The 25,937-nt window shown below is 62.9% G+C and carries 29 protein-coding genes; 11 read left to right on the forward strand and 18 right to left on the reverse strand.

Translation table 11 applies throughout. The features are described 5' to 3' along the window. The first annotated feature begins 25 nt into the window (after nt 1-25). The 4 genes from AC6CH8_RS09925 to AC6CH8_RS09940 all read left to right on the forward strand — a co-directional run bounded on the left by AC6CH8_RS09925 (nt 26) and on the right by AC6CH8_RS09940 (nt 4,557). Nucleotides 26-1,528 (forward strand): aldehyde dehydrogenase family protein, encoded by a 1,503-nt coding sequence (locus AC6CH8_RS09925; RefSeq protein ID WP_498190240.1) that lies wholly within the window; start codon nt 26-28, stop codon nt 1,526-1,528. Between the two features lie 29 nt (nt 1,529-1,557). Next, a complete protein-coding gene (locus AC6CH8_RS09930) occupies nt 1,558-2,850 on the forward strand; it encodes a D-arabinono-1,4-lactone oxidase (RefSeq protein WP_498190242.1) in 1,293 nt (430 codons plus the stop codon). 175 nt (nt 2,851-3,025) lie between these two features. Beyond that, nucleotides 3,026-3,490, forward strand: a complete 465-nt coding sequence (mscL, locus tag AC6CH8_RS09935; RefSeq protein ID WP_420179408.1) for a large conductance mechanosensitive channel protein MscL — start codon at nt 3,026-3,028, stop codon at nt 3,488-3,490. 176 nt (nt 3,491-3,666) lie between these two features. Beyond that, complete coding sequence (locus AC6CH8_RS09940; protein ID WP_498190245.1) at nt 3,667-4,557, forward strand: amino acid-binding protein; 891 nt, start codon at nt 3,667-3,669, stop codon at nt 4,555-4,557. A 132-nt stretch (nt 4,558-4,689) separates the two neighbouring features. Here AC6CH8_RS09940 and AC6CH8_RS09945 read toward each other — a convergent pair whose 3' ends face one another. The 4 genes from AC6CH8_RS09945 to AC6CH8_RS09960 form a co-directional block, all read right to left on the reverse strand. After that, the gene (locus tag AC6CH8_RS09945; RefSeq protein ID WP_420179409.1) at nt 4,690-5,037 is read right to left on the reverse strand and encodes a hypothetical protein; all 348 of its coding nucleotides are present in this window, start codon (nt 5,035-5,037) and stop codon (nt 4,690-4,692) included. A gap of 124 nt (nt 5,038-5,161) precedes the next feature. Next, entirely contained in the window at nt 5,162-6,535 is a 1,374-nt protein-coding gene (locus AC6CH8_RS09950; protein WP_498190247.1) for an NAD(P)(+) transhydrogenase (Re/Si-specific) subunit beta, read from the reverse strand. Beyond that, on the reverse strand, nt 6,532-6,906 hold the full coding sequence (locus tag AC6CH8_RS09955; RefSeq protein ID WP_498190249.1) for an NAD(P) transhydrogenase subunit alpha part 2: 375 nt from the start codon (nt 6,904-6,906) through the stop codon (nt 6,532-6,534). Before AC6CH8_RS09955 ends, AC6CH8_RS09950 begins: the two co-directional genes overlap by 4 nt. Then, nucleotides 6,906-8,126, reverse strand: a complete 1,221-nt coding sequence (locus AC6CH8_RS09960) for a Re/Si-specific NAD(P)(+) transhydrogenase subunit alpha (RefSeq protein ID WP_498190251.1) — start codon at nt 8,124-8,126, stop codon at nt 6,906-6,908. Before AC6CH8_RS09960 ends, AC6CH8_RS09955 begins: the two co-directional genes overlap by 1 nt. Before the next feature lie 186 nt (nt 8,127-8,312). On the opposite strand from AC6CH8_RS09960, the gene AC6CH8_RS09965 reads away from it, so the two are divergent. Next, complete coding sequence (locus AC6CH8_RS09965; protein ID WP_091463944.1) at nt 8,313-8,924, forward strand: NADPH-dependent FMN reductase; 612 nt, start codon at nt 8,313-8,315, stop codon at nt 8,922-8,924. 138 nt (nt 8,925-9,062) lie between these two features. Then, nucleotides 9,063-9,428 (forward strand): hypothetical protein, encoded by a 366-nt coding sequence (locus AC6CH8_RS09970; RefSeq protein WP_498190254.1) that lies wholly within the window; start codon nt 9,063-9,065, stop codon nt 9,426-9,428. Nucleotides 9,429-9,437: 9 nt separating this feature from the next. Here the strand turns inward: AC6CH8_RS09970 and AC6CH8_RS09975 are convergent, their stop codons facing one another. Both AC6CH8_RS09975 and AC6CH8_RS09980 read right to left on the reverse strand, forming a co-directional pair. Beyond that, the gene (locus AC6CH8_RS09975) at nt 9,438-10,142 is read right to left on the reverse strand and encodes an HAD family hydrolase (protein ID WP_498190256.1); all 705 of its coding nucleotides are present in this window, start codon (nt 10,140-10,142) and stop codon (nt 9,438-9,440) included. Further along, nucleotides 10,132-10,455, reverse strand: coding sequence for a hypothetical protein (locus AC6CH8_RS09980; protein ID WP_498190258.1), 324 nt, complete (start codon nt 10,453-10,455; stop codon nt 10,132-10,134). The genes AC6CH8_RS09975 and AC6CH8_RS09980 overlap by 11 nt, the downstream gene beginning before the upstream one ends. Nucleotides 10,456-10,537: 82 nt before the next feature. Between AC6CH8_RS09980 and AC6CH8_RS09985 the strand changes: the two genes are divergently transcribed. Further along, on the forward strand, nt 10,538-11,179 hold the full coding sequence (locus tag AC6CH8_RS09985; RefSeq protein ID WP_498190260.1) for an NADPH-dependent F420 reductase: 642 nt from the start codon (nt 10,538-10,540) through the stop codon (nt 11,177-11,179). A gap of 240 nt (nt 11,180-11,419) precedes the next feature. After that, nucleotides 11,420-12,202 carry a VOC family protein gene (locus AC6CH8_RS09990; RefSeq protein ID WP_498190262.1) on the forward strand — a complete coding sequence of 261 codons (783 nt, stop codon included), beginning with the start codon at nt 11,420-11,422 and terminating at the stop codon, nt 12,200-12,202. Nucleotides 12,203-12,248: 46 nt separating this feature from the next. Here AC6CH8_RS09990 and AC6CH8_RS09995 read toward each other — a convergent pair whose 3' ends face one another. Both AC6CH8_RS09995 and AC6CH8_RS10000 read right to left on the reverse strand, forming a co-directional pair. Continuing rightward, nucleotides 12,249-13,133 (reverse strand): PaaX family transcriptional regulator, encoded by an 885-nt coding sequence (locus AC6CH8_RS09995; protein ID WP_091463948.1) that lies wholly within the window; start codon nt 13,131-13,133, stop codon nt 12,249-12,251. Nucleotides 13,134-13,288: 155 nt separating this feature from the next. Beyond that, entirely contained in the window at nt 13,289-13,669 is a 381-nt protein-coding gene (locus tag AC6CH8_RS10000) for a hypothetical protein (RefSeq protein ID WP_474661897.1), read from the reverse strand. A gap of 136 nt (nt 13,670-13,805) precedes the next feature. Between AC6CH8_RS10000 and AC6CH8_RS10005 the strand changes: the two genes are divergently transcribed. Continuing rightward, nucleotides 13,806-14,339, forward strand: coding sequence for a hypothetical protein (locus AC6CH8_RS10005; protein WP_498190264.1), 534 nt, complete (start codon nt 13,806-13,808; stop codon nt 14,337-14,339). 75 nt (nt 14,340-14,414) lie between these two features. Here the strand turns inward: AC6CH8_RS10005 and AC6CH8_RS10010 are convergent, their stop codons facing one another. From AC6CH8_RS10010 to AC6CH8_RS10040, 7 genes are read right to left on the reverse strand one after another with little or no spacing between them, the layout of a single operon-like run. Continuing rightward, a complete protein-coding gene (locus tag AC6CH8_RS10010; protein ID WP_498190266.1) occupies nt 14,415-14,822 on the reverse strand; it encodes an acyl-CoA thioesterase in 408 nt (135 codons plus the stop codon). Nucleotides 14,823-14,830: 8 nt separating this feature from the next. Then, entirely contained in the window at nt 14,831-16,189 is a 1,359-nt protein-coding gene (locus tag AC6CH8_RS10015; RefSeq protein WP_420179416.1) for an MFS transporter, read from the reverse strand. Nucleotides 16,190-16,191: 2 nt separating this feature from the next. Next, nucleotides 16,192-18,582, reverse strand: coding sequence for a bifunctional salicylyl-CoA 5-hydroxylase/oxidoreductase (locus AC6CH8_RS10020; RefSeq protein ID WP_498190268.1), 2,391 nt, complete (start codon nt 18,580-18,582; stop codon nt 16,192-16,194). A 15-nt stretch (nt 18,583-18,597) separates the two neighbouring features. Beyond that, nucleotides 18,598-20,283 (reverse strand): AMP-binding protein, encoded by a 1,686-nt coding sequence (locus AC6CH8_RS10025; RefSeq protein ID WP_498190270.1) that lies wholly within the window; start codon nt 20,281-20,283, stop codon nt 18,598-18,600. A gap of 56 nt (nt 20,284-20,339) precedes the next feature. Beyond that, nucleotides 20,340-21,212: an acyl-CoA thioesterase gene (locus AC6CH8_RS10030; RefSeq protein ID WP_498190272.1), complete on the reverse strand. Its 873-nt coding sequence runs from the start codon at nt 21,210-21,212 to the stop codon at nt 20,340-20,342. A gap of 3 nt (nt 21,213-21,215) precedes the next feature. Next, complete coding sequence (locus AC6CH8_RS10035; protein WP_498190274.1) at nt 21,216-21,698, reverse strand: cupin domain-containing protein; 483 nt, start codon at nt 21,696-21,698, stop codon at nt 21,216-21,218. 32 nt (nt 21,699-21,730) lie between these two features. Further along, nucleotides 21,731-22,594, reverse strand: coding sequence for a fumarylacetoacetate hydrolase family protein (locus AC6CH8_RS10040; protein WP_498190276.1), 864 nt, complete (start codon nt 22,592-22,594; stop codon nt 21,731-21,733). Nucleotides 22,595-22,730: 136 nt separating this feature from the next. Here AC6CH8_RS10040 and AC6CH8_RS10045 point away from each other — a divergent pair, with 136 nt between their 5' ends. Together AC6CH8_RS10045 and AC6CH8_RS10050 are read left to right on the forward strand one after the other, a co-directional pair. Beyond that, nucleotides 22,731-23,129 carry a RidA family protein gene (locus AC6CH8_RS10045; RefSeq protein ID WP_091463971.1) on the forward strand — a complete coding sequence of 133 codons (399 nt, stop codon included), beginning with the start codon at nt 22,731-22,733 and terminating at the stop codon, nt 23,127-23,129. 40 nt (nt 23,130-23,169) lie between these two features. Then, nucleotides 23,170-23,514 (forward strand): iron chaperone, encoded by a 345-nt coding sequence (locus AC6CH8_RS10050; RefSeq protein ID WP_498190278.1) that lies wholly within the window; start codon nt 23,170-23,172, stop codon nt 23,512-23,514. Nucleotides 23,515-23,595: 81 nt separating this feature from the next. On the opposite strand, the gene AC6CH8_RS10055 is transcribed toward AC6CH8_RS10050, so the two are convergent. The 3 genes from AC6CH8_RS10055 to AC6CH8_RS10065 form a co-directional block, all read right to left on the reverse strand. After that, nucleotides 23,596-24,399, reverse strand: a complete 804-nt coding sequence (locus AC6CH8_RS10055; RefSeq protein WP_091463976.1) for an IclR family transcriptional regulator domain-containing protein — start codon at nt 24,397-24,399, stop codon at nt 23,596-23,598. Nucleotides 24,400-24,577: 178 nt separating this feature from the next. Further along, the gene (locus tag AC6CH8_RS10060) at nt 24,578-25,246 is read right to left on the reverse strand and encodes a 3-oxoacid CoA-transferase subunit B (protein WP_498190280.1); all 669 of its coding nucleotides are present in this window, start codon (nt 25,244-25,246) and stop codon (nt 24,578-24,580) included. Nucleotides 25,247-25,248: 2 nt separating this feature from the next. Then, the gene (locus tag AC6CH8_RS10065) at nt 25,249-25,935 is read right to left on the reverse strand and encodes a 3-oxoacid CoA-transferase subunit A (RefSeq protein ID WP_498190282.1); all 687 of its coding nucleotides are present in this window, start codon (nt 25,933-25,935) and stop codon (nt 25,249-25,251) included. Between the last annotated feature and the right edge of the window lie 2 nt (nt 25,936-25,937).

Raw genomic sequence — 25,937 nt, forward strand, 5'->3', positions numbered from 1 at the left:
TGCCCTCATCTGAAAGAGAATCATCATGACTACCACCCAGGCCGAACAGTTCACTGTCCGACGCTCCTCCGCCGACCACTCCGACAACCTGCCTCTGCCACCCGCAGGACACTTCATCAACGGCTCCTTCGTCCCCGGCTCCTCAGGCCAGACCATCGACGTCGTGGATCCCACCACGGAGGCGGTCATCGCCTCGGTGCAGGCCGGCACGGCCGATGATGTCGACGTCGCTGTTGCCGCCGCCGTCGTGGCCCAAAAGACCTGGGGTGCCACCACCCCGAAGGAACGCGCGGATGTCCTGAACCTCATTGCGACCATCATCGAGGAGAACCGGCAATCGTTCCAGGCAATCGAGTCTGCCAACACCGGCAAGCCGCAGGCAGTGTCCGACGACGATGTCTCCAGCACCATCGATACCTTCCGGTTCATGGCCGGCGCCTCGCGCACCCTGACCTCCATGGCTGGCGGCGACTACGCCACGGACCACACCTCCGTGATCCTCCGCGAACCCGTGGGCGTGGTGGGCGTCATCACCCCGTGGAACTACCCGCTGCTGATGGCTGCCTGGAAGATCGCGCCCATCCTCGCTGCCGGCAACAGCATTGTCATCAAGCCGTCCGAGCAGACGCCGTTGTCCACCCTCAAGCTGGTGGAAGTGCTGGCCGGCCGTATTCCGGATGGAATCCTCAACGTTGTCACCGGCCGTGGCCGGACCGTGGGGCAGCGGCTGTCCGAACACCCTGACATTGCCTTGGTCGCCCTCACCGGCAGCGTCGTCAGTGGCCAGGCGGTGGCCGAAACCGCCGCGAAGTCCGTCAAGCGCGTCCACTTGGAACTCGGCGGCAAGGCTCCCGTTGTTGTCTTCCCCGACGCCGACCTCCGCGCCGCCGCTGCCGGCGTACGCAACGCCGGCTTCTGGAACGCCGGCCAGGACTGCGGCGCCGCCTGCCGCGTCCTGGTGCACGAGTCCGTGGCCGAAGAGTTCACTGAACACTTGGTACGCGAGGTCAGCACCCTGGTGGTCGGCGCACCCGAGGCCGGCGACGACGTCGAAATCGGCCCCATGATCTCCCTCCCACACTTCGAGCGGGTCAAGGAATCGCTGGCCGAAGCCCGTGAGGCAGGCCTCACCGTGGCTGTTGGAGGATCCGCCATGGAAGGTCCCGGCTACTTCATCGAGCCCACGGTCATCAGCAACGTTCCCGCGGGCGCACACATCGCCACGCACGAGATCTTCGGCCCAGTGGTCACAGTGGAAACTTTCGGCACCACTGAGGAAGCTGTGACCCGCGCGAACGAGAGCCCCTATGGTTTGTCAGCTTCAGTGTGGACGCGCGATTCCAGCCTCTCCCTCCGCATTCCCAAGCAGCTGGATTTCGGCACCGTGTGGGTCAATGCCCACCTGGTCCTGGCGTGCGAGGTACCGTGGGGCGGATTCAAAGGTTCCGGCTACGGCCGCGACCTCTCGCTCTATGCCCTGGATGATTACTCGCGCACCAAGCACGTCATGATCAACCACGGCGCGTGAGCGTTCAGACAAGCAACGGAGCTTTCACCATGACCACTAATGATTCCCGACCGGCCTCCTTGCCAGGTGCCGCTACCCCGTCGGCCCCTTTTGCCACGGACGCCACCTGGACCAACTGGGGTGGTAACCAAAGCGCGACGCCCGCCTTTACCGTTCGGCCCAGGAATGAACAAGAAGCGCTCGACGCCGTCCGTTTCGCCATTCGCGAAGGCCTGCCTGTGCGGGCGGTCGGTTCAGGACACTCGTCGTCGCCCTTGGTTCAAACCGGCGGCGTGCTGATGGATATGTCCGGCCTCTCCGCCATCACCGGCACCGACCAGCCCGGGCGCCGTGCCCGGGCACTGGCCGGCACAACCATCAACGCTTTCGGGGACGCATTGTGGGAGAAAGGACTGGCGCTCAGTAACCAAGGCGACATCGACAAGCAGCAGATCGCAGGAGCCCTGGCCACCAGCACCCATGGATCCGGGAAGGACCTGGGCAGCTTCTCCTCGAAGTTGCGCTGGGTGAAGCTGATCAACGGCTACGGCGAAATCGTGGAGATCGGTGAGGGCCAACTGCGCGAACTTCGCGCCGCACAGACGGCCTTGGGTACGCTGGGGATCTTCCTGGAAGTGGAGCTGGACGTTGAGGACAGCTATTACCTGCAGGAACAGATCACCTATCCCACGTGGGCGGAGACCACGTCCACATGGCAGGCCGACATCGATGACAACCGGCACTATTCTTTCCTGTGGTGCCCGGAGGACGACTCTTGTGAACTGTTGGACCTCCCCGGTTCACCGGATCACAGCATGGGTGGCCGCAGCTACACCAAGCGGTACAACGTAGCTTCCGTCCAGGACGAAAGCCAGCTCTCCGCCGTCGAAGGTGCCCGGCTGGACCGTTCCTACCGGATCTACCCCGGCGGCTTCACCACTCAGTTCCATGAACTCGAGTACTTTGTCCGCAGCGAGGACGGTTTGGTCGCCGTCGAAGCCATCCAGGACCTGATCCGCAGCAAGTATCCCGAGCAGAAGTACCCCGTGGAGGTCCGCTGGGTAAAGTCCGATGACGCGTACATGTCCCAGTTCCAAGGCCGCGACAGCACTGTCATCACCCTGACCACCGAGCCCGGGACCGATTACTGGCAGTTCTTCCGCGACGCCGATGCCGTGCTCCAGGAATTCGAGCCACGAGCGCACTGGGGGAAGATCCACTTCATGACCCGGAGCCGGCTGGAACGCCTCTACCTGGAGCTGGACACGTTCATCCAGGTCCGCCGCGAGTTCGATCCCCGCGGAATGTTCCTCAACGACCACACAAGGTCCCTGCTCGCCTAACGGGGAAGGGGCCGGATCCTCTCTCACATCCCGGCCCCTTCCCCCCAACCGTCTCTCACATCCCTAGCCCTCCCCCCAACCGTCTCTCACATCCCTGTGACAACCCCCTGAAACCTCGGAGTGGTAGTTTGATCTCTGCTGAGCCAGACACCCGCACCCAATCGGAGGACCATCCATGCTCAAGGGTTTCAAGGACTTCATACTTCGCGGCAACGTGATCGAGTTGGCCATTGCCGTCGTCATTGGCAGTGCGTTCACCGCCCTCGTTGCTGCCTTCACCACCAACATCATCAACCCCGTGATCGCCGCCGCCGGTGGCATGAACGCTGACGGACTCGGCTTCAAGATCTGGGAAAACAACCCCGCCACGTTCATCAACATCGGCGCTGTACTGACCGCGCTCGTGACCTTCGTGATCACCGCCGCCGTGGTCTATTTCATTTTCGTAGCGCCCATGAACAAGATCAATTCCCTGGTTAAGAACCGCCTTTCCACAGAGGAACCCGAGGAAGAGCCACTCCCGGCCGATACCGCCCTGCTGGCCGAAATCCGCGATCTCCTCAAGGACGCGGCCGCCGCCCGCAACGCCGGCAACACTTCCGAGCGGGACGCGGACTTCGATTCCGACCGCACGCGCTAGGGCCGACCGCACCCGTTAGGACCGACCGCTCGTCGCGAGCGCTACGTCCCAATTGCGTGGCCTGAGCCCGGCGTTCTCTCCGCGGGAACGCCGGGCTCATTCACGTTCACCGGCACGTCCACGGAACGTGACGCGACGGCAACGGGCCCGAAACAGTGGCAGGGCAGCATGAAACCATGAAGCCCAATCCGAGCACTCCCGTCACCGCGGATCTACTCTGTGATGTCTGCGGCCAGTTGCCCGAAGCCCCCAAAGCCCGGCTTACACTCGCGAACATCGCGGTCATGCTTCCCATTGAATTGCTGGTTCATGCAGCAGTGGTCGGAACCCATCTGCCGTACGTGGCCAAGGTCCTGCTGCTGGCCGTCACCGCCACGGTGCTGGTCATTTGGGTGGCCGAACCGTCAGCCGCCAAGGTTCTGCGACGCTGGTTGCATGCTCCGGCTCTCCGCCAGCGGCACAAACTGCACCTCGCTCCTGCCCTCTGGCGTGCGCGAACAGTGCTGCTTGACCAATCAGGATCCTTGCAGAAGCTAACCCAGTCCCTCGCTAAGTTGGACGCCAACATCCTTAGCCTCCACGTACACCCGATGACCGTAACCAGTTCCGCTGCCACAGGCCACAGTGAGCGCGTGATGGATGAGTTCGTTCTCTCCACGCCCGGCGATGTCACCGAGCCGGAACTGCTGAAAGCACTGCACGACGGCGGCGGGCACGAGTCCCACGTTTGGCCCACCACGGCTTTGGCCATGGCCGACGGCCAAACCAAAGCCCTGAGCCTCGCCACCCGCATCGCAGGGAACCCGAACGAGCTTCCGATGGCCGTCGCCGAACTCCTGTCCGCAAAAGTAGTTCCGATGACTCCTGGACGCCATGACCCCGAGGCGACCGCCGTCGTCGGGCCTTCACCTGACATCCTCAAAATCCCGACGGCGTGGCACGGGCCGCTGGTCTTTTCCCGACCCGGCGAGCCATTTTCGCCCGCAGAATCGGCGCGCGCGCATAGGTTGGCCGAGCTCGCGGAAATCCTGGCGCACAGTCCCGCATACGAGCCATCCACGAACTGAGGGCGGCCGGCAACGTCAGTTCAGCACGCGGTGCCTCAAGAAGATGGCGTCATTGCCGAAACGTGCCCTCGGGGTCCGCGATGTAGCCATCCAAGACATGACGGCCGAATAGTTGAGCTTGGCCAGGGGGTTTCAGTCCTCGTCGATCTTTTCAAGCAGATTCCCTAAAGCATCACGAATGTCGTCGTAGTCGTACTGTCCGGCCCTGCTCTCGGCGGAGATCACACCGCAGCGGTGGATCTTCTTGAAGTCACCGATGGGGAATTTGTAGTGGCCCTTTTGGTCGTCCGGGTGATCGTCGTCCACTCCGAGGAACCACTTGGAGTACTCCGAGTGCCCATGTTTGTCCAAAAATGCACTCTCATCCTTGGCGCTGGGGGCGTGCTCGCTCCAGTCATCGCGGGTGTCCTTGACCACCTTGCCGTCGCGGATCAGATGCTTCGCGTGGTCAAAAGCCTTCTTGTTGAGTTTCACGGTCATGGCGCAACCTCGTTGAATGTGTCGGTTCGCATTGGCAGGGCAGCTCGTATGGTTCAGCATAGGACCCCACCTGATTGTCCGAAAGGTCTTTGAAGACAGCAAGTATCCGTCCGAGTCGTCAGTCTTAGAGCGCTTTGACGGCCCCCAGAACCTTGGTCAGCGAGTCCTTCGCATCGCCGAACAACAGGGTGGTCTGCGGTTCGTACAACAGCTCATTCTCAATCCCGGCGAACCCGGGACGCATGGAGCGCTTGAGGAACACCACTTGCCGGGCGTCGGCGACCTCCAGGATAGGCATTCCGTAGATCGGTGACCCGGAGGTGGTCTTTGCTGCGGGATTCACAACATCGTTGGCGCCCACCACCAAGGCCACATCGGTGGTCTTGAACTCGGAGTTGATCTCACTCATTTCCTTCAGCGACTCGTACGGGACGTTGGCCTCTGCGAGCAATACATTCATATGGCCAGGCATGCGCCCAGCCACAGGATGGATGGCGAAGTCCACTTCAATACCGCGTGCTTCCAAGGCAAGGGCAAGCTCTGCGGCGGTGTGCTGGCCTTGGGCGACTGCAAGGCCATATCCCGGAACGATGATCACCCGCTGCGCATACCCGAGAAGTACTGCCACGTCCTCCGCACTGGAGGAACGCACCGGCCGCTCACTGACGGCAGTGGATCCGGCCGTGGAGCCACCCTTGAAGGCCCCGAACATGATGCCTGCAACACTGCGTCCCATGGCGGCAGCCATGGCACGGGTGAGGATGGTGCCGGACGCTCCCACCAACGTGCCGGCGACAACAAGGAGGACATTGCCCAGTACCAATCCAGATGCCGCGACGGCCAGCCCTGTGAAAGCGTTCAGGAGCGAAATGACAATCGGCACATCGGCGCCACCCACCGGGAGAACCAACAGGACTCCGGCAACCAATCCCAACAACAGCAGCAGCAGCGCCAACACCAGCGAGCCATTCAGGATCACTACGACGCCGGCTCCCACGGCGGCCAGCAGCACTACTGCCATCAGTACGGGCAAGCCAGGGAAGGTCACGGGCCGGGTGGTCATGAGCCCCTGAAGTTTGGCGAAGGTGACACCGGAGCCGGCGAAGGACACCGCACCCACCAGCAACGTAAAGACAATTGCCAACCGAACCCACGGATCGTCCGCGTGGGAGAGTTCCAGCAGAGCGACCAGCGCCGCAGCGCCACCACCCACACCGTTGAAGAGTGCGACGAGCTGCGGCATCTGAGTCATTTGCACGCGACGGGCCACAGGCGCAGCAACACCCGAGCCCACAGCTATGGCTCCAAGAATCCAGGGAATGTTGTCCAGCTTCACCGATACGAACACCGTCACCACAGCCAGCAGGGCGCCTAATGCTCCGATCAGGTTGCCGCGCCGTGCAGTCTTTGGCGAATTCAATCCCTTCAGGGCGAGGATGAAACAGGCCGCGGCGGCCAGGTACAGGAGTGCCGTCCACGTGGGATTGAGCAACGTCATTGCCGGCGCTCCTTATCGAACGGCTCCACGGCGGCATGGCTTCCAGGTGCACCGGGAGCGCCGGAACCTCCAGAGCCAGCGTTCGACGGCGGCCGTTGCTTTCCGCGGAACATCTCCAGCATGCGGTCGGTTACCACGAACCCGCCCACGAGGTTGGCCGTGGCAAGGACGACAGCCAGCAGGGCGACCGCCAACACCCACGGGTCAGCGGCTTGTCCGGCCACGATGATGGCGCCCACCAGGATGATGCCGTGGATGGCGTTGGCCCCTGACATGAGCGGCGTGTGCAGGGTGCTGGAGACCTTGGAAACCACCTCAAAACCCACAAACACCGCCAAGACAGTAATCGTTAGCAGGCTCATGCCGTCCATCAGCGCACTCCTTCACTGCCGGAATTTCCTGTTGGGAAAGTGCCGGCATGACCGCTGCCAAAGGGGGCAGTCTCCCCTGCGAGCGCCGCCAATGCTTCCGCAGTTGGTGCGTGCCGGACTTGGCCGTCGTGGGTGAGGCACGTGCCGGCAACAACTTCATCCTCAAAGTCCGGAGCAACAACGCCGTCCTGCGTCATCAGGGCCAAAAGGTTGGACACATTCTTGGCGTACAAGCGCGAGGCGTCAGCGGGCATCGCCGAGGCAGGGTCCTTGATTCCCACCAGTGTCACCACACCCTGACCGTCGCCGGTAGGGATGGGGATGTCCTGGCCGGGGATGCTGCCCTCCACGTTGCCGCCGGATTCGGCAGCCAGGTCCACCACCACGGATCCCGGGCGCATCCCTTGCACCATCTCGCGGGTTACCAGGAGCGGAGCGCGCCTCCCGGGTACCGCGGCGGTGGTGATCAGGACATCGGCCTGGGCCACGTGTGGCGTCAAAAGGGCTCGCTGCAGGGCACCCCGGTCCGCGCTGAGTTCCCGCGCGTACCCGCCGGATGCCTCGGCGGTCTCCAGGTCCAGCCTGATGAACGTGCCTCCCATGGATGCCACTTCGTCAGCCGAGGCCGGGCGGATATCGTTGGCGGAAACCCGGGCCCCGAGCCTTTTGGCGGTTCCGATTGCCTGCAAACCAGCTACTCCAGCGCCGAGCACCAACACGCGGGCGGGAGGAATGGTCCCTGCTGCCGTCATATACAGCGGGAAGAACCGTGGGAGCCGCATGGCCGCCTCGAGAACACAGCGATAGCCAGCCACCAGGGCCTGCGAGGTGAGCGCATCCATGGACTGGGCACGCGATATACGCGGAACCAGTTCCAGTGCAAAGGAGGTGATTCCTCCAGCGGCGAGCGCCCGCACAGTGGGCAACTCCGAGGACGGTGACCCCAAACCGGCGGTGACCGTACCGCGGCGGAGAGCTCCCGCCGTCGACGGTTCCATGGGACGCACGTGGCAGTAAACATCCAGCGATCCGAGAACCAATGACTGCACCACAGCGGCGCCGGCCGCCCGGTAGTCGTCGTCGCTATGGCCGGACGCCATCCCCGCGCCGGACTCGACGTCGACCTCAAGGCCCAAAGCCACCAGTTGCTTCACCGTTTCCGGCGTTGCGGCAACACGTCGCTCGCCATCGAGCGTCTCACGCGCTATGCCTGCTTTCACCCGTCACCCCTCTTCCGGAACTCTCCAGAACTCAGTTGGCATGAGTCTATGACCGCAAAGGTCCCGGCGGGAGTAGGGGCTGCGCTATGTGCATAAGTCAACTAGGGTCGGTGGAAGCTGGGGGCAACCAGCCACCACACCGTCGACGAGCCGGTTCCGGCCGTGCCGTCGGAAAGGAAAGCCGCTATGGACACCTTCAAAATCGGTTATTTCGTCGGAAGCCTGGCAAGCAATTCCATCAATCGGGTCCTCTCCAAGGCCCTCATCAGCGTCGCTCCGCCGGAACTCGAGTTCCATGAAATCGCTATCAAGGACCTCCCTCTGTACAGCGCGGACTACGACGCTGACTTCCCGCCTGCAGGCCGCGAATTGAAGGATGCCATCGCCGCATCTGACGGCATCCTTTTCGTCTCCCCCGAGTACAACCGCTCCATTCCGGGCGCATTGAAAAACGCCATCGACTGGGGTTCGCGCCCGTGGGGCAGCAACTCGTTCGCGCGCAAGCCCACCGGAATCATCGGCGCATCGCCGGGCGGTATCGGGACAGCGGTGATGCAGTCGTCCATGCGCAGCGTTTTGAGCTTCCTGGACGCGCCGCAGCTGAACGCACCTGAGGCGTATATCCGCTTCGTCGCAGATGCGTACGACGACGACGGTTCAGTTAAGGACGAAGGAACGGCCGGGCTGTTGCGACACTACATGGAGGAGTACAGTGCGTTCGTCCAGCGCGTCCTCGCTGCCAACGCGCCGGGCCACATCGGCGACCAGGAACCGGATTCCGCCAAGCTCACGCGTTAAGGCGCCCGCGGGTGCCGCTCCGGATCCACTGCCGGCGGCGCCCGCTAATAGCATCCACAACCAGGGTTTAGTCAGTATGCTTACTACACGAGGAATCGTGCTAGTAACCCAGGAGGAATGATGCTTCGCAGATTAGCCATGACCACCCTTGCTTTGACCCTCTTCGCCGGGTCCATGCTTTCCACTGCCGTTGCAGCAAACGCAGCAGGCGGCGCGCAGGGCAGCGTAGCTGCCACCACCACTCCGTCGCCGGAACCCAGCAATCCCTCCGGCCCTTCCACGGCCACGCCCACCGCGGAGCCGACCACGGACGTCTCGAATCCCGCCGGCACCGGACCTGCCAATCCCGGCACCAGCGAGACCGAACAACAGGAGCAAACCCGCACCGACGTCGTTCCGTGGATTCTGGCGGGCGTTGCGGCAGCCATCATCATCGCGTTGATCGTTTGGACCCTGCGGAACCGCCGCGGACGGGACAAAGGAATCAGCGACGAGCCGCGCTAATAGCAGCCATTAGGCGTCCCGCGAACCAGCCATCAACTTGCCGATCATGCTGGTCTCCAAGTTCTCCAGCAGGTGCCGTGGATTGTCATAGACTTCCGCGGCACCGGCGTCCCGCAATTCGGCCTCACTGATTCCACCGCAGGTCAGTGCGATAACGGGAATGCCAATGGCACTGCCGGCCTTCACGTCCCATACCGCGTCCCCAACAAACACCACATCCTCCGGGCTGAGCCCAAGCTTCTCCAAGCACGCCTCAAGAATGTCCGGCGCGGGCTTGCTCTCCTTGGCGTCATTGGAACTGGTCCACGCATCGATGGAAGATCCGGCGTCCAGGAGGTGTCTGCTCACTTCCAGATCGCGCTCCTGCGCCGAGGACGCCAAGCCCACCGCCAATCCGGCGTCGGAGCACGCGGCCAAAAGGTCCCGAACCGACGCGAAGGTACGCAGAGTCGGCCAAAACGTTGAGAAGACAGCACCATGCGCGGACTTCAGATCTTCCTGCATATCCTCGGAGCAGTCCGGAACCAGGCTCTGGATGAGCCGGTCGCCACCCATGCCTACTCGACGATGAATGGCGGACATCTCGATGTCCAACCCTTCGCGTCGGAACGCCTGCCACCAAGCCATGGCGTGGAAGTAGCTCGAATCGATCAACGTTCCATCAACATCGAAAAGAACACCGCGCTTCTTCTGAGTCGTCGTATCAGCTGCCACAGTTGACCACCTTCGTCCGGCCTTGTGCACCGTGCACACCCTGCGCTGCCAGCGCAGAATCAATCACAGGTTCCTCCAACATCAGCACGGCATATCGTTCCGCCGTCGAGGTGCGAAGGAGTCCCGTCCCCGCCACCTCCCTGATGGCAGCAACTCCCTCAACGGCCTCATCCACTGAGGCAAACCGCTTGGAGAGACCCATCAACACGTCGTCGCCGTCCACCATCAAAATCCGAAATTCCCCGTCAGGCGTTTCAACCAGTTCCAAATGCCCGGCCATCCCTACCTCCTCGTCTTCGATGCCAAACAGCATAGTAAGACTACTTAGTATAAGCCTCTCAGAAACATTGCGTAACGCGGGAATGAGGCGTCTGCAACTTGTTGTTTGCAAGGTCATGACAACAATCGGAATCATCGGTGCAGGACACATTGGCAGCCAAGTCGCCCGCAAAGCAGTGGAACTTGGGTATGACGTCGTCATCAGCAACTCACGGGGCCCCGAGACCCTGAGCGGGCTGGTGGCGGAGCTGGGGCCGCGCGCCCGGGCTGCGACGGCAGCCGAAGCAGCAGCGGCGGGTGATTTCGCCGTCGTGACCGTTCCCCTCAAGAACTACAGGGACATCCCGACGGAGCCGCTCGAGGGCAAGATCGTCATCGACACCAACAACTACTACTGGGAGCGCGACGGCCGCACTCCCGAGCTGGATAACGGAGAAGCCACCACCTCCGGCTTGCTCCAGAAGCACCTCCCAACCTCCAAGGTGGCCAAAGGTTTCAATCACATCTTTGCCAAGGACATCACCACGGACGGCGCCCCCGCAGGCAGCGCCAACCGTCGCGCCCTGGCCACCTCGAGTGATTTCCCGGAAGCAGCCGGGCTTGTCACCAAGCTCTACGACGAGTTCGGCTTCGACACCGTCAACATCGGCCCGTTGGAGGACAGCTGGCGCGTTGAGCGCGACCGCCCGGCCTACGTCATCCGGCAGAACGCGGACGAACTCCGCGAGAACCTCGCCAAGGCAACGCGCACGGTCTAACGGGAAACGCACGACGGCGGGAGGGCGGCTTCCGCTTTCCCGCCGCCTATGCGGGGCTGCCGGTTTTGGGTCGGCGGTCTTCGGGGTCAGCGGTTCAGGGCTGGCTCAAATTCCGGGGTCGAAATCGTGTCACGAATCGGGACGTCGGCGCACTTTATAGTGGCTGTCTCTCCGGACGCCTGGCGCATCGGGCATTCGGGGAGTCAGCCACCCCCTAAGAGCCCTACCCCGAGGAGTCCCATGTCCACCAAAATCTCGAGCTGGCCGGCAGCGACGCCCATGTGGGTGGACTTGGGCGTGGACAACCTCGCAGCCGCGAAAGCTTTTTACGCGGATCTCTTCGGCTGGGAATTCGTAGCCGGCGGCCAGGACGCCGGGGAGTACCTGCTGGCACACCTTGGCGGGCGCGCCGTCGCTGGTGTGGGGCCGAAACAGGCACCGGGCATGCCCACCGCGTGGACCACGTTCCTGGCGTCAGACAATGTCGACCTTACTGCCAGGAAAATCAGCGCGGCCGGCGGAGAAATGATCGCGCCTCCGTTCGATGTCATGGAGTCCGGCCGCATGGCCTTGGCCGTCGACACCGTGGGGGCGGCCTTCGGTATCTGGCAGGCCGGCACCCGTATCGGGGCGGAACGCGTCAATGAACACGGCTCCTTGTGCTGGAACGAGCTCCACACCCGCGACTTCACCGCCGCCAGGTCCTTCTACTCTGAGGTCTTCGACGTCAGCTACCAGGACGCCAGCGAGGACGGCTTTGTCTACTCCACGCTTCGCAGGCCGCTGGACGGCCGGGAAGTGGGAGGAATCCAGCATGACGACGACATCCCCGATGCCACCCCCAACTATTGGTTGACCTGGTTTGCCAGCGACTACGTCCAAGGCACTGCGGAACGGGCAGTGGAGCTCGGCTCCACCCTTCTGATGCCCGTAACGGAGAGCCCCCTGGGACGTATGGCCATCATTCAAGCGCCACAGGGTGAAGTGTTCGGCATCATCGACGCCCCCCGCATCAACGAGTAAAGAGAAGCGCCCAAGGCCCAGGCGCCCGCGTACAAGACCTCAGGGCTCAAGCGGCGGCCGGGTTCAAGGCCTCAGCAATGACCTCATGCGCGTGCGCCGCTGCAAGGGGTGCCGCCAAGCGGTGTACGGCCAGGAAGGTCTTGCGAACTGCTGGTCCGTGCCATTCGGGCGGAAGGTAGTCGGTGGGGAGGTTCGGGTCCCGGTAAGGGAACTTACGCCACATCGTGAGCATGGGAATGTAAAAGCGGAATGCGTCGCGTCGCAGCTCTTCGGTGGACGCAGCCAGGGCAGCTTCCGGATCATCGCCCACCTGCTCGGTCCATTGCTGCTCAGCACCCTTGTATACCTCGAGGAACTCGGTGAACTGCTGATCGAGTTCCTTGAGGTCCCACCACTCAGATATTTTGGGCCGCATGGGTCCGTCGAACACGTAATCGCTCCGGAAAAGATCAACGAACTCGATCAGCCCGCTCGCGGTAAGGCGTTCCCGCGCTTGCTCCAGCTTGTGTGCGGGGGCGATCCACACACCGTTGGCCACGGAACCAAAACCAAGTCCCAGCAGCGCGGACCGCAGCTGGTGCCTGCGGTTGCGCATGGATTCGGGCACTGAGAAGACGGCCAGCACCCAGGTATCCACCGGCGCAGGCTGCTCCGGTGCGAAGATCCGCCGGTCACCTTCACGGAACACGTCGCTGACAGACTCGGAAATCTTGTACTTGGCGATTCCGCCCTCGCGGACACTCTTCAGTACGCCCTTGGCCTTAAGCCTGGAGACGGACGACCTCACACCCGGAGCGTCGTAACCGAGCGAGCCCAGCATGGAAATCAGCGCAGAGACCGGCAACGCGTCGCCCGCATTCCGGCCGTAAAGACCGAAAATCGTGACGAGCAGTTGCTGGTGTCGCACCGGAGGTGCCGGGACGGCGAACATCTAAAGGCCCTCATTTCCGCGCCGCAGTTCCGGCGCCAGTCCAGTTCATCATAGGTGCGGTGTTGGTCCCCGCCGAGTTGGCAGGTAACCCCCATGCTCGGGGGCAACATCGGGGTTAACTGCAGTGTCGCGGGCCGCGTGCTCCCGGTCCGGGATCAACCAAGCGAAAGAAGCAAGAAGAGGACTGCAAGAACCAGCGCCACCGGCGTCATCACGAAACGCTCGGGCTTGCTGCGGGAGATCGCATTCATGGCAACGCCCAAAATGAAGTAGGCGGTAAGTACCCACATGAAAATGTCGGTGAAGGTTTCACTGACCAGTACCGGCGCCAAACCCGCTTTTGCCAACGCCGTGTAGCCGAACAAGGCGTACAGCACGATGGAGACCACGCTGCCCACCCGCAACTTCCGCGGCAGGACGTCATGCTGCCCACCCCAAGCGAACCGCCCTAGGGGCGCGCCAGCCGCCAACGCAGCCTGGAAAACGGCCAAACAACCAAGAATTGTGCACGCGAGAATCGCCCAGAGCTGCTCCACGGTCTAAGCGTAAACGCAAGGCATCGCTCCACCGACTGGCCGCACCTTAGTAAGCATGCTTAGTATAGGACCACGCTGTTTCGAGGCTAATACGGCCTCAGAAAGTCCTTTCCGTATCAACGATAGGAAGCACATCATGGCAGGAAATCTCGTAGCCCGGTCCATTCACGACCTCACCGCCGCAGCATGGTTCGGCGGCTCGCTGATGGGGGCCATCGGACTCAACGGCGCCGCAGCGGAAGCCAAAGACCCCACCGAGCGAACCCGCCTCTCAAGCAAAGGCTGGGGTAAGTGGGCTCCGGTTCAGACAGCAGCTTTCGCCGGACACCTGGCCGCCGACCTGGCCATCGCTTGGGAAAACAAAGGTCGGATCGCCAAGCAGGACAGCGTCGCCGCCAACACCATTTACAAAACAGTGGTGACGTTGGCTGGGGCAGCCGTCACCCTGTATGCAGGCGTGGTGGGCAAGAAGGTGGATGAGCTCTCCGGCGAAGGCGCCGAGGGTGCCACGGAACCCAAGGCCGGCGCATCGGACGAGTTGAAGGCCGCCCAAACCCAGCTGAAAGCACTCCAGTGGGCCATTCCTGCGTTCGCTGCCTGGGTGATCGTTCTGGGTGCCAAACACGGTGAGATGCAGCGACCCAAGAACATCCTTAAGGGCCTGCGCTAGACAACCCCTCGCCGAGATGGCAGTAGACACCAATCCCAGGCTTCAACATTGGTGTCAACTGCCATCTCGGCGGAGCTATTCGGCTGCCGGCACACCCTTTACGGCGCGGACCAGATGTTCCGGCCAAGGCTGCGCAGCGGTGCTGCCGTTAGGGACGTGCACTGTGGTGACCGTCCCGTACGCGGCGACCTCACCGGCGTCGGACGTTACATCGAAAGCCATGGTCAGCGAGGTCCGGCCGAGCGCATGAATCCTCACCGTGGCGGTGATGCGCTGGCCGAACCACAGCTTCGCCTTGTAATTGATAACTTGCTGTACCCGCGGAGCGCTGGGGAAGTAATCCGGCAACTCCAGCGAGCGGAAAAGCTCAGCTTCCGCAGCCTCAACCCAGCGCAGGATCGCCGAGTTGTGCTGGTGTCCGGAGGCATCGGTGTCTACCCACTCCACCTTTCGCTCAACGCACGCCTCCGGAAACCTGTCCATGATTGCTCCTAGCGGGCGCTGACAGCGACATCATCAGGATCAACGTCGACGGCGGCAACCGGCACCTCAGGTTGTGGCTTGGGAATCATTGCCACAGCACCGGCTGCCAATACTGCGATGCCGGCGAAGATCGCAAAGTTTGCCTCGAAGGGAAGCTTCGAGCCTGCGATCCAGCCACCAATCAAGGGCCCGGAGATGGCACCAAGGCGGGCGAAGCTCAGGGCCCAGCCCGTTGCCGTGCCCCGAACCTTCGCCGGATAGTAGTCGGCGATGTAGCCGGTCAGGACCAGGGATGTAGAGATGGATCCGACACCCGCGAAGGCCACGAACAGCAGGTTGACCACCATGGTGTTGGGGAAGACAAGCAGCATGATGCCCAGCCCGCCCAGGATGTAGAACACCACCAGGATGAGCTTCTTGCCGTACTTGTCTGCGGCGCGGCCCAGGAGCAGGCCACCGATCGCGGAAGCAAGGCTGAAGACCAGGAGGAAGGTCAAGGACGAGCCGAGGTCGTAGCCGGCCTTCTTCATGATGCTCGGCAGCCACGTGTTCAGGCCATAGACGAGGACCAGGCCGCAGAAGAGCGAGATCCAGAAGAACACCGTGGAGCGCAGGTACTTCCGCGAGAACATGGTGGTGATGGTCTTCCACCAAGGATCAGCCTGCACACCTGCTTTGGGAGCCACGGCAAAAACCGGCGTGTAGTTGGAGATGTTCAGCTTGGTGGCCAATGCCTTGGCTTCGGTCTTCCGGCCCTTTGATTCCAGGAATTCCAAGGACTCCGGGAGGAACTTCCAGATGATCGGAATCAGCACTACCGGCGCAGCGCCAATAGCGATGACCGCACGCCAACCGCCCATGGGCAGGACGAACAGGGCGGCAAGAGCGGCGGCGACAATGCCCAACGAGTAGCCGGAGTACATGAGGCCGTAGTTGTAGGAACGCTTGTTCGGTGCCGAGTATTCAATGGTCAGGGCCGCCGCCACCGGGATGACACCGCCCATTCCCAGGCCACCGATTAGCCTGAACAGGCCGAAGAGCTCCGGCGTCGGGGCCCACGCGGCGCCAGCCTGGGTGAGCGTGAAGATTGCCATGGAAGCCAGGAGCATCTTCTTGCGTCCCACGAGGTCGCTGAGGGTGCCGATGAACAGGGCGCCGATAAGCATGCCGATCAAGGCATATGAGCCGAGTCCACCGAGCGCCAACGGGCTAAGGTTCCATTCCTTGTACTCAGCAAGGGCAGGAAGGATGGCCCCGAGGACGCCCACGTCATAGCCTTCGGCGAGGATCGCGAGCCAGCAGCAGAACAACACCAGTCCGGTGGTCTTCTTGGGCACATTCCATGTGTTGAGGGGTGCGGTCGCCATGGCTACTTCACCAGAACCGATGCGGCGGCGGACTCAGGAGTCCAGCGCAGGTGGGTGTTGGACTCTTGGATATCGGCTTCCTTTAGCAAGGAAAGGCGCGGGCGAACGGCGTCAGTGCGCGAGCTCGGCGGCTTGCGGCGGCCGGCGCGGAACTGCGGGATCCACTGGGCGCCCGGGCCCTGGTATTCCTGTTCAGCTGCAGCGTGCAGCGTCCACTGGGGGTCGTAAAGGTGCGTACGGCCCAGGGCGATCAGGTCCGCGCGGCCTGCGAGGAGGATGGAGTTCACGTCGTCGTAAGTGGAGATGGCACCGACGGCGATCACGGCCACGCCTGCCGGTGCGGCAACTTCCTGGCGGATGCGGTCGGCGAACGGGGTCTGGTAGCTGCGGCCGAAGGCGGGCTTCTCTTCCTTGGCCACCTGGCCGGTGGAAACGTCCAAGCCTGCAGCGCCGTGCTCGACGAACGCCTTGGCGATGGACACCGAATCGTCGGAGGTGTTGCCACCCTCGATCCAGTCCGTTGCGGAGATGCGCACCGTCACCGGCTTGCCGGCAGGCCACGCTGCGCGAACGGCGTCGAACACTTCCAGCGGGAACCGCAGCCGGTTCTCCAGGCTGCCGCCGTATTCGTCGGTCCGCTTGTTGGATACCGGCGAAAGGAAGGACGACAGCAGGTAGCCGTGGGCGGCGTGGATTTCCAGGAGGTCGAAACCGGCCTCATCGGCACGGATCGTGGAAGCGACGAACTCCGCCTTGATGGCATCCATGCCGGCCCGATCCAACTCCACGGGGGTCTGGTTCTCCGGGCCGTAGGGAAGGGCGGAAGGGCCGACGGCGGTCCAGTTGCCGGACTCGAGCGGCTGGTCGATGCCTTCCCACATGAGCTTGGTAGAGCCCTTGCGACCCGAGTGGCCCAGCTGCGCGCCGATCCTGGCAGTGGAACGGCTGTGGACGAAGTCCACGATTTCCTTCCAGCTGTCACGCTGATCGTCCGTGTACAGGCCGCTGCAACCGGGGGTGATGCGGCCTGATTCGGAAACACAGACCATTTCGGTCATGACCAAACCGGCGCCACCGAGTGCTTTGGAGCCCAGGTGAACCTTATGGAAGTCGCCCGGAACGCCGTCCGTAGCTGAGTACATGTCCATCGGCGAGACCACAATGCGGTTCTTCAGCTCCAGCTCGCCGATACGGAAGGGCTGGAACATGGCAGGTGCGACCTCTGTTAGTCCCTGCGACGAAGCAAAGCGGCGGTCCACAGCGTCTGCGAATTCAGGATCGCGGAGGCGCAGGTTTTCCTGGGTGATGCGGCGGCTACGGGTCAACAGGTTGAACGCGAACTGGGTGGGGTCCTGGTCCTTGTACTGGCCGATGCGCTCAAACCACTCAAGGGAAGCCTGGGCTGCGCGCTGGGTGGAGGCGACCACGGGCCGGCGCTCTGCCTCGTAGGCAGCCAGCGCGGACTCCACATCCGCGTGTTCGTGCAGGCAAGCGGCCAGTGCCAACGAGTCCTCCATGGCCAGCTTGGTGCCGGAACCGATGGAGAAGTGGGCCGTGTGGGCGGCGTCGCCCAACAGCACCACGTTGTTGTGGCGCCAGTTCTCGTTCCGGACCGTGGTGAAGTTGATCCACTTGGAGTTGTTGGTGAGGACCTCGTAGCCGTTGAGTTCCTCGGCGAAGATCTCGCGGATCTTGGTGATTGCCTTCTCATCCGAGACACCGGGAGGGAAGACCTCGTTGGCAGTCTCATCGAAACCTGCCGCGTGCCACACGTCCTGGTGCATTTCCACGATGAACGTGGAACCCTCATCCGAGTAGGGGTACCCGTGGATTTGCATGACACCCCACTCGGTTTCCTTCACGAAGAACTTGAACGCCTCGAACACCTGATCCGTACCCAGCCACATGAACTTGTTGGTCCGCGGGTCCAGGTTCGGCTTGAACGAGTCAGCGTACTTGGCACGGATCTGCGAATTGATGCCGTCCGCGGCAAGAACCAGATCGTAGTTGGCTTCAAGTTCCTCAACGGCGGGAGCCAAGGTGCTGAAACGCACGTCAACGTTCAGCTCGATGCAGCGACGTTGCAGCAGCTCCAGCAATTCCTTGCGGCTCATGGCAGCGAAGCCCTGGCCGCCGACTGTCATCATCTCGCCGCGGAAATGGATGTCGATATCGGACCAACGGGCGAAACGGCGGCTCATGTATTCAGCCACAACGGGATCGGCGTTGCCGATGCCACCGAGCGTCTCATCGGAAAACACGACGCCGAAGCCAAAGGTGTCGCTGGCAGCGTTGCGTTCCCAGAGAGTGATGTCGTGCGACGGGTCCAGCTGCTTCATCAGTGCTGCGAAGTACAGGCCACCGGGGCCGCCTCCAACAATTGCGATTTTCATGGGTGTTGCTCCTTCTCAGGCCTGGCTCTGGCCGGCGGGGGTAAGTTGTTCGGTCTGGCTCCCGGTTTTGTCCTGTGAGAGGACCCTGTCGCGGAGCTTGAAATGCTGGAGTTTGCCGCTGGGATTGCGTGGCAGTTCGTTGACGAAGCGGACGTCCCGGGGGTACTTGTACGGGGCGATGGCCTGCTTCACGAAGTCCTGGATTTCCTTGCGCTTTGCGGCGTCGCCGGTGACACCTTCGCGCAGCACGATGAAAGCGCAGACTATGCTGCCTCGCTCTTCGTCCGGGATTCCGATGACGGCGTTTTCCACCACATCGGGGTGCTGGTCGATGGCCGTTTCAACCTCGGGTGCGCCGATATTGTACCCGGAGGAGACGATCATGTTGTCCGAGCGCGCCTGGTACGTGAAGTACCCGTCGGCGTCCATGGCGAATGTGTCGCCTGTGACGTTCCAACCCCGGACCACGTAGTTTGCCTGCCTGGCATCGTCGAGGTAGCGGCACCCGGTAGGGCCGATCACGGCCAGGCGACCGATGCTGCCCGGGCCGAGTTCGTTGCCGTCGTCGTCCAGGATGGTGGCCCGGAACCCCGGAACAGCGCGCCCGGTGGTTCCTGGGCGGATGTCATCGCCGGCAGCGGAGATGAAGACGTGCAGCAGCTCAGTAGCGCCGATTCCGTTGACCAGGCGCAGGCCGGTAGCCTCGCGGACAGCTTCCCAGGTCTCCTTGGACAAGTGCTCTCCGGCAGAGACGGCAACGCGGAGGCTGCGGAGGAGGTCCCCCCGCTTCTCCTTCAGGATGGCGCGGTAGGCAGTGGGTGCAGTGAAGAGGATCGTGGCACCAGCCGCGGCGGCGTGCTCTGCCAGTTCCACGGGCCCGGCTTTCTCAGTCAGGAGCGAAGATGCGCCGAAACGGAGCGGGAAGACCACCAGGCCGCCCAGCCCGAAGGTGAAAGCCAGAGGCGGGGAACCGGCGAAGACGTCATCGGCGGTTGGCTCAAGGATGAAGCGGGCGAAGGTGTCCGCGTTGGCCAGGATGTCCCGGTGGAAGTGCATGGTCACCTTCGGCACACCGGTGGTGCCCGACGTCGGACCCAGCAGCGCAACGTCGTCCGCTGAAGTGTCCACAGCCGTGAACACGCCGCTCTTTTGCCCACAGCGGGAGGTGAGGTCGTCGTCGTCGGACCCGTTACCGGACCCGTACGTCAGGACCTTAACCTGGTCCCCCGCCGCGACCCTGAGCTCGTCCACGAAGCGGTGATCAGAGATGGCCACCACCGGCTTGGTGAGGCCGATGAGGGTGGAGACTTCGTTGGAACGCAGCATGGGCATGGTGGTGACAACCACGGCGCCGGCCTTCAGCACGCCGAGCCAGGCAGCGACGATCCAGGGGTTGTTGGGCCCGCGAAGCAACACGCGGTTGCCCGGCACAACACCGAGGTCTTCAGTGAGGACCTGGGCCACCTGGTTGGAACGCTGCTGAAGCTGGCCGTAGGTCCAGACAACGCCGTCCGGGGTCCGCAGGGCCGGGCTGTCCGCGCCGTACTGTTCGACGCCGTCGTCGATCAGTACCGCAGCAGCATTGAGCCGTTCCGGGTAGTGGAGTGCGGGAAGGGTGAATTCAAGCGCAGGCCAGGTATCGGCGGGCGGCAGGTGGTCGCGGGTGAACGTGTCCACGTGGGCCGATGGCATCATGCTCATGGCCGTTCCTTTCAGTGGTGCGTTGTTGAAGCGGAGTGGGGTTGGGGGCAAACTGTTTAGGAGCAGGCCCGGATCATGCCCTCTTGGGCGACCGTGGCCAGCAGTCTTCCTTGCCGATCAAAGAAGCGGCCCATGGCGAGGCCCCTGTTGCTTTGACCGGAGATAGCCTCCTGGGCGTAGAGCACCCAGTCGTCAGCGCGACCGTCGCGGTGGAACCACATCGAGTGGTCCAAGCTGGCGGTGGCGAGTCCCGGGCTGGACCAATTGAGTCCGTTCACCCGGAGCAGCGGCTCCAAAATTGTGTAATCGCAGACGTAAGCCAACGCTGTGCGGTGCAGGTCGGCGTCGTCAGGCAGGGCATCAAAGGCCTTGACCCATATCGCCTGCTGCGGCACTGAGCCGCCTTCCAGTTCTATATATACCGGTCCTGGAATATGACGCATATCGAAGCTGCGGCCCGTGGACCAGTAGTCCGCGGCCGGACCATCCGTTCCGTCCAACGCTTCGGCAGCGGTCCGCAGCGATTCAGGCTCGACGGCGGCAGGGGCCTCGGGCTGGAAGTCCGGCCCGTTCTCGGGAACCTGGAACGAGCCCATGGCCGCATAGACGGGCTTGCCGTTCTGGAAGCCCCTGACGGTGCGGGTGGAGTACCCGCGGCCGTCCCGGAGACGCTCCACTTCGTAGCGGACACTGGAACCGATATCCACGGGACGCATGAAGTAGCTGTGCATCGAGTGCAAAGTCCTGCCAGCATCAACGGACCGCATCATCGCGGCCGCAGCCTGTGCCACCATGTCTCCACCATAGGCTTTGGGCCATGGCACGTACTGGGTGGTTGCTTCATAGGCTTCGTCGAAAACCTCGGCCGTTGCGGGCGTGAGTTCAACGGCCTTGAGGAAGGTCTCCGAGGTCAGGGTTCCAGTGATCATGGCTTAGGCCCGGCGGTAGTCGGCGAGAGTTTCGTCGGCGACGTCTTCGAGGTTGACCACGAGGTTCTCCGGCGTGCGCGCGGTGAGCCAGACGAGCTCCTCCGTGATGGACATGTTGGCTTCTACGTGGGGCATGAACGGCGGCACGAATACCCAGTCGCCGGCCTTCATGTCGATGAACTCTGAATAGTTCTCGCCGAAGTAGATCCGGCCGTGGCCGCGGAGCACGTAGCCACCGGTCTCTGCCTCGCCGTGGTGGTGCGGAAGTGAGCGGTAGCCCGCAGTGTTGGACACCTGGCCGAACCAGATTTTGGTTGCCGGGGTGTGCTGGATACTCACGCCGGAGACGCGGATGCAGTCGCCGGACTGCGCCGTGTTGGTGTCTTCGGCACCGGCGCGGGTGACGACGGGGACAACCTTGCCGTCTGCCTGAGCGTAGATGGAGTTGTCGCCTTCGAGGCGGTATTCGGTGGTGGTCTGGCTCATTGGGTCTCTCCTTTTATTGAGGTGTGAGGCTTTCAGGCGTTTGCCGGGACTGCTGCGTGGATCCGGAACTGGTTTTCCAGCCGGCCGATCCCCTCGATTTCGGTGGTGAGGATGTCGCCGTCCTTGAGGAAGCGCGGCGGGGTCATTCCCATCCCCACTCCCCCGGGCGTTCCGGTGAGGACGAGGTCGCCCGGGCGCAGGGTGGTGAATTGCGAAATGTAGGACAGGAGCTGTGCCGGGCCGAACACCAATGTGCTGGTGTTCCCCTGCTGCACAAGCTCGCCGTTGACGTAACCGCGGACGTCGAAATGTTCGCCGGCTTCATCTGCCGTGACCATGACCGGGCCTACAGGGGTTGTGCCGTCCCAAGCTTTGCCTTGGAACCATTGCAGGGTCCGGTTTTGCCAGTCGCGCATGGAAACGTCGTTGGCCACCGTGTAACCGGCGATTGCTTCACGGGCTTGGTCTTCGTCCGCGCGGAACAGTTCAGAACCCACGACGACGGCGAGCTCGGCTTCCCAGTCGACGCGGCCGCTGCCGTGGACTTCCACAGCGTCGTTTGCTCCGACCAGGGTGTCCGCGTACTTGGCAAAGAGGGTGGGGTACTCGGGAAGCTCGCGCCCCATTTCCTGGATGTGGTCACCGTAGTTCAGACCGCAGCAGATGACTTTGCCGGCGCGGGGAAGGAGCGGTGCGAGGTCTCCTTCGCCTGCCGCGATGACTTTCTGCTCCCTCGACGCGGCAGCCCCTGCTGCCTTCTCGACGACCAACCGCCACTCCGGCTGCGCCAGGAGGGCCCCGACGTCAGTGGCGGGCAACGCGATGTAAGAGCCGGCACCCGTGGCGAGTGCCGCCGTCGTACTTCCGCCGGCCGTGCGCAAGGTGGCTAGTTTCATTGCGGGGTTCCCTTCGAGATTTGTGATGTGTCGACTTTTTTACGATCGTCACATATGCTCAACGTAGCACGGCGGAAATGATCTGCACAGAGGCTTTCCAAAAGTTTTTGCAGCTGCCACAACGAGGAGGAACAGCATGAGCCACCAGACCATCAACCCGGAATCGCTGCCCAAGCCATCGGGCTTCGCGCACGGCATCCTTGCCGGAAACACTGTCTTCCTGGGCGGGCAGACTGCCCTGGACAAGAACATGAACATCGTTCCCGGCGGGATCGTGGAGCAGTTCACGCAGGCGTTCTCCAACGTGATCACCACCCTGCGGGAGGCCGGCGGAGAGCCCGAAGACCTGGTCAACGTGACCATCTACCTCACCGACGTGGACGACTACATGGCGAACGGCCGCGAAATCGGACGAATCTGGCGGGAAATGGCGGGCTCGCAGTACCCCGCAATGGCCGGCATCGGCGTCACGCGCCTCTGGCAGAAAGAGGCCCTGATCGAAATCCAGGGCATCGCGGTGATTCCGGAACGCTAAACCTCTGGCCCTTGCGGTGCCCGTGGTGAAGCATGTCCCTATGGGAACCGTCACCGAATATCTTGAGGGCGTCAGCGAGACCAACCGCTCGATTCTGGCGCGCATTGTGGGGATCGCCCGCGAGTTGGCCCCCGACGCCGAAGAAGGCATCAGCTATGGAATGCCCGCGCTGCTGGTTGATGGCAAGGGCTTCCTGAGCGTGCAGGAAACCACAAAGCACCTGGCCCTCTACCCGTTCAGCGGGCAGATCCTCCCGGAGATGTCGGAGGAGCTTGGGGGTTATTCGTGGTCGCCGGGAACGCTGCGGTTTTCTGCGGATAATCCCGTGCCGGACTCCATGGTGCGGCGGATCCTGGAGACGCGGTTGGCAGCGATCCGGAAGTAGCCCCGTCCGGACCCAACTGAGTCGCAGTTCAGGCCGTTTTGAGCCCTCATAACGGCATGATCTGCGACCTACTTGGGTGGGTTAGTGCTTGGCGGAAACATCCTGCGAGATGGCGTTGGCCGTCGCGACCACTTCCTGGCGCACGGCGTCGAGGTACTTCACCGGGTTCGGCTGGGACGCGACTGCCTGAGCTTGCAGGGACACGTTGATCGCGGCCACGTTGTCGCCATTGTTGTGGTTCCACACCGGCGCTGCAATGGACATCAGCCCGATCTCCAGCTCCTGGTCCAAAAGGCACCACCCTTGCGAACGGACATGCTCGACGGCGGCCCTCAAGTCGGGAACGCTGGCGACGGTTCGCGGCGTGATCGGCGTAAGTTCCGCCGTCGAGAGGTAGGCCTCGAACTTGGCCTGGGGCAAACCGGCCAGCAGGACGCGACCCATGGATGTGGCATAAGCCGGGAAGCGGGTGCCCACGGTAATCCCCACATTCATGATCCGGCGCGTGGCGACGCGGGCCACGTAGAAGATGTCCGGACCGTCCAGGACCGCGGCGGACGTCGACTCCCCCAGCTTCAGGCTCAACTGTTCCAAGTGCGGCTGGGCTAACTGCGGCAGGGACAACGCCGACAAGTACGAGTAACCAAGCTGCAGCACTTTGGCCGTGAGCGCGAAGGTCTTGCCGTCGGTGCGGACGTAGCCGAGCTCAACCAGGGTATGCAGGAACCTCCGGGCGGTGGCGCGCGTCAGGTCCGTGCGGGCTGCGACTTCGCTGAGGGTCATCACCGGGTTATTCGCGTCGAACGCCCGGATCACGGCCAGACCCCGCGCCAACGACTGAACATACTGGTCGCTGGCCTGCGGGGTTACTGGGGAATCGGTCATGGTTACCAATCCTAGGGTGCGTTGCGGGGCCTACTCTGCAGGCTAAGTTCCCGAAATACCCCGCAAAGCGGGCCTCACAACGGGGAGCGTGCAACTTGCGGGGCCTACTCTGCAGGCTAAGTTCCCGAAATACCCCGCAAAGCGGGCCTCACAACGAGGCGCGCGCAACTTGCGGGGCCTACTCTGCCTTTTTCAACGGCAGCGGAACGAGCTCCTGGATTCCTTCGAAGGTGCAGCCGAAGGTCTCGCGCACGGTGACGCCATCGGGACCTGTGAGGAACACAGCTTTGTCCGTGTACACGCGGGTGACGCAGCCGACGCCGGTGAGCGGGTAGGTGCACTGTTCCACGAGTTTGGACACGCCCTCGCGCGTCAGGAGCGTCATCATCACGAAGACGTCCTTGGCGCCGGTGGCCAGGTCCATGGCTCCGCCCACGGCGGGGATGGCGTCCGGGGCGCCGGTGTGCCAGTTAGCGAGGTCACCTGTGGCGGATACCTGGAACGCGCCGAGCACGCAGATGTCCAGGTGCCCGCCGCGCATGATCGCGAACGAGTCAGCGTGGTGGAAGTACGAGGCTCCGGGCAGTTCGGTGACGGGGATCTTGCCGGCATTGATCAAATCACCGTCGACGTCATCCCCAAGGGCTGCCGGGCCCATGCCGAGCATTCCGTTCTCCGTGTGGAGCGTGATGTTCTGTTCCTCGGTGAGGTAGTTAGACACGAGTGTCGGCTGGCCGATGCCCAGGTTCACGAACGAGCCGGGGACGATGTCGCGGGCCACCAACTGGGCGAGCTCGTCGCGGCCCAGCGGCTTCTCCGAGGTCTGGATGCTGGTTTCGGTGCTCATGATCAGGCCACCTTCTCTTTTGTTCCGGCAGAATCGACGCGGACCACGCTGTTGACGTAAATACCGGGTGTCACCACGTTCTCCGGGTCCAGGGAACCGGTGGGCACGATTTCCGAAACCTGCACGATGGTGTGCTTGGCAGCGGCCGCCATGATGGGTCCGAAGTTCCGGGCGGTCTTGCGGTAGACGAGGTTGCCCTTGCCGTCGGCTTTGAGTGCCTTGATCAGGGCGACGTCGGCGTGGATCGGCGTCTCGAACACCTGGCCCCGTCCATCGATAATGCGGGTTTCCTTGCCTTCAGCCAACGTGGTGCCGTAGCCGGTCGGAGTAAAGAATCCACCAATACCCGCGCCCGCGGCCCGGATGCGCTCGGCCAGGTTGCCCTGCGGGACCAGTTCCAGCTCGATCTCGCCGGCATGGAACTTGGCGTCGAAGTGCCAGGAATCGGACTGCCGCGGGAAGGAACAGATCATCTTGCGGACCCGGCCTTCCTTGATCAGCAACGCCAGGCCTTGGTCGCCCTGGCCGGCGTTGTTGTTGACCACGGTCAGGTCCTTCGCGCCGCAGTCCATGAGGGCATCGATCAGCTCGAACGGCTGCCCGGCGTTGCCGAACCCGCCGATCATCACCGTGGAACCGTCCTTGATGCCGGCGACAGCCTCGCCAACTGTGTCAATGAAATTCAGCATGA

The sequence above is a fragment of the Paenarthrobacter sp. GQ52 genome, from assembly GCF_059759005.1.

What these genes read in the sequence shown, in the direction of transcription:
- AC6CH8_RS09930 (WP_498190242.1), top strand. Translation starts at nt 1,558, where the DNA reads ATGACCACTAATGATTCCCGACCGGCCTCCTTGCCAGGTGCCGCTACC.
- AC6CH8_RS09985 (WP_498190260.1), top strand. Translation starts at nt 10,538, where the DNA reads ATGACAACAATCGGAATCATCGGTGCAGGACACATTGGCAGCCAAGTC.
- AC6CH8_RS10040 (WP_498190276.1), bottom strand. Translation starts at nt 22,594, where the DNA reads ATGAAACTAGCCACCTTGCGCACGGCCGGCGGAAGTACGACGGCGGCA.
- AC6CH8_RS10015 (WP_420179416.1), bottom strand. Translation starts at nt 16,189, where the DNA reads ATGGCGACCGCACCCCTCAACACATGGAATGTGCCCAAGAAGACCACC.
- AC6CH8_RS09955 (WP_498190249.1), bottom strand. Translation starts at nt 6,906, where the DNA reads ATGGACGGCATGAGCCTGCTAACGATTACTGTCTTGGCGGTGTTTGTG.
- mscL (WP_420179408.1), top strand. Translation starts at nt 3,026, where the DNA reads ATGCTCAAGGGTTTCAAGGACTTCATACTTCGCGGCAACGTGATCGAG.
- AC6CH8_RS10045 (WP_091463971.1), top strand. Translation starts at nt 22,731, where the DNA reads ATGAGCCACCAGACCATCAACCCGGAATCGCTGCCCAAGCCATCGGGC.
- AC6CH8_RS09965 (WP_091463944.1), top strand. Translation starts at nt 8,313, where the DNA reads ATGGACACCTTCAAAATCGGTTATTTCGTCGGAAGCCTGGCAAGCAAT.
- AC6CH8_RS09940 (WP_498190245.1), top strand. Translation starts at nt 3,667, where the DNA reads ATGAAGCCCAATCCGAGCACTCCCGTCACCGCGGATCTACTCTGTGAT.
- AC6CH8_RS10050 (WP_498190278.1), top strand. Translation starts at nt 23,170, where the DNA reads ATGGGAACCGTCACCGAATATCTTGAGGGCGTCAGCGAGACCAACCGC.
- AC6CH8_RS09980 (WP_498190258.1), bottom strand. Translation starts at nt 10,455, where the DNA reads ATGCTGTTTGGCATCGAAGACGAGGAGGTAGGGATGGCCGGGCATTTG.
- AC6CH8_RS10065 (WP_498190282.1), bottom strand. Translation starts at nt 25,935, where the DNA reads ATGCTGAATTTCATTGACACAGTTGGCGAGGCTGTCGCCGGCATCAAG.
- AC6CH8_RS09970 (WP_498190254.1), top strand. Translation starts at nt 9,063, where the DNA reads ATGACCACCCTTGCTTTGACCCTCTTCGCCGGGTCCATGCTTTCCACT.
- AC6CH8_RS10010 (WP_498190266.1), bottom strand. Translation starts at nt 14,822, where the DNA reads ATGGACAGGTTTCCGGAGGCGTGCGTTGAGCGAAAGGTGGAGTGGGTA.
- AC6CH8_RS10025 (WP_498190270.1), bottom strand. Translation starts at nt 20,283, where the DNA reads ATGAGCATGATGCCATCGGCCCACGTGGACACGTTCACCCGCGACCAC.
- AC6CH8_RS10035 (WP_498190274.1), bottom strand. Translation starts at nt 21,698, where the DNA reads ATGAGCCAGACCACCACCGAATACCGCCTCGAAGGCGACAACTCCATC.
- AC6CH8_RS10060 (WP_498190280.1), bottom strand. Translation starts at nt 25,246, where the DNA reads ATGAGCACCGAAACCAGCATCCAGACCTCGGAGAAGCCGCTGGGCCGC.
- AC6CH8_RS10055 (WP_091463976.1), bottom strand. Translation starts at nt 24,399, where the DNA reads ATGACCGATTCCCCAGTAACCCCGCAGGCCAGCGACCAGTATGTTCAG.
- AC6CH8_RS09950 (WP_498190247.1), bottom strand. Translation starts at nt 6,535, where the DNA reads ATGACGTTGCTCAATCCCACGTGGACGGCACTCCTGTACCTGGCCGCC.
- AC6CH8_RS10030 (WP_498190272.1), bottom strand. Translation starts at nt 21,212, where the DNA reads ATGATCACTGGAACCCTGACCTCGGAGACCTTCCTCAAGGCCGTTGAA.
- AC6CH8_RS09945 (WP_420179409.1), bottom strand. Translation starts at nt 5,037, where the DNA reads ATGACCGTGAAACTCAACAAGAAGGCTTTTGACCACGCGAAGCATCTG.
- AC6CH8_RS09990 (WP_498190262.1), top strand. Translation starts at nt 11,420, where the DNA reads ATGTCCACCAAAATCTCGAGCTGGCCGGCAGCGACGCCCATGTGGGTG.
- AC6CH8_RS10020 (WP_498190268.1), bottom strand. Translation starts at nt 18,582, where the DNA reads ATGAAAATCGCAATTGTTGGAGGCGGCCCCGGTGGCCTGTACTTCGCA.
- AC6CH8_RS09995 (WP_091463948.1), bottom strand. Translation starts at nt 13,133, where the DNA reads ATGTTCGCCGTCCCGGCACCTCCGGTGCGACACCAGCAACTGCTCGTC.
- AC6CH8_RS09925 (WP_498190240.1), top strand. Translation starts at nt 26, where the DNA reads ATGACTACCACCCAGGCCGAACAGTTCACTGTCCGACGCTCCTCCGCC.
- AC6CH8_RS10005 (WP_498190264.1), top strand. Translation starts at nt 13,806, where the DNA reads ATGGCAGGAAATCTCGTAGCCCGGTCCATTCACGACCTCACCGCCGCA.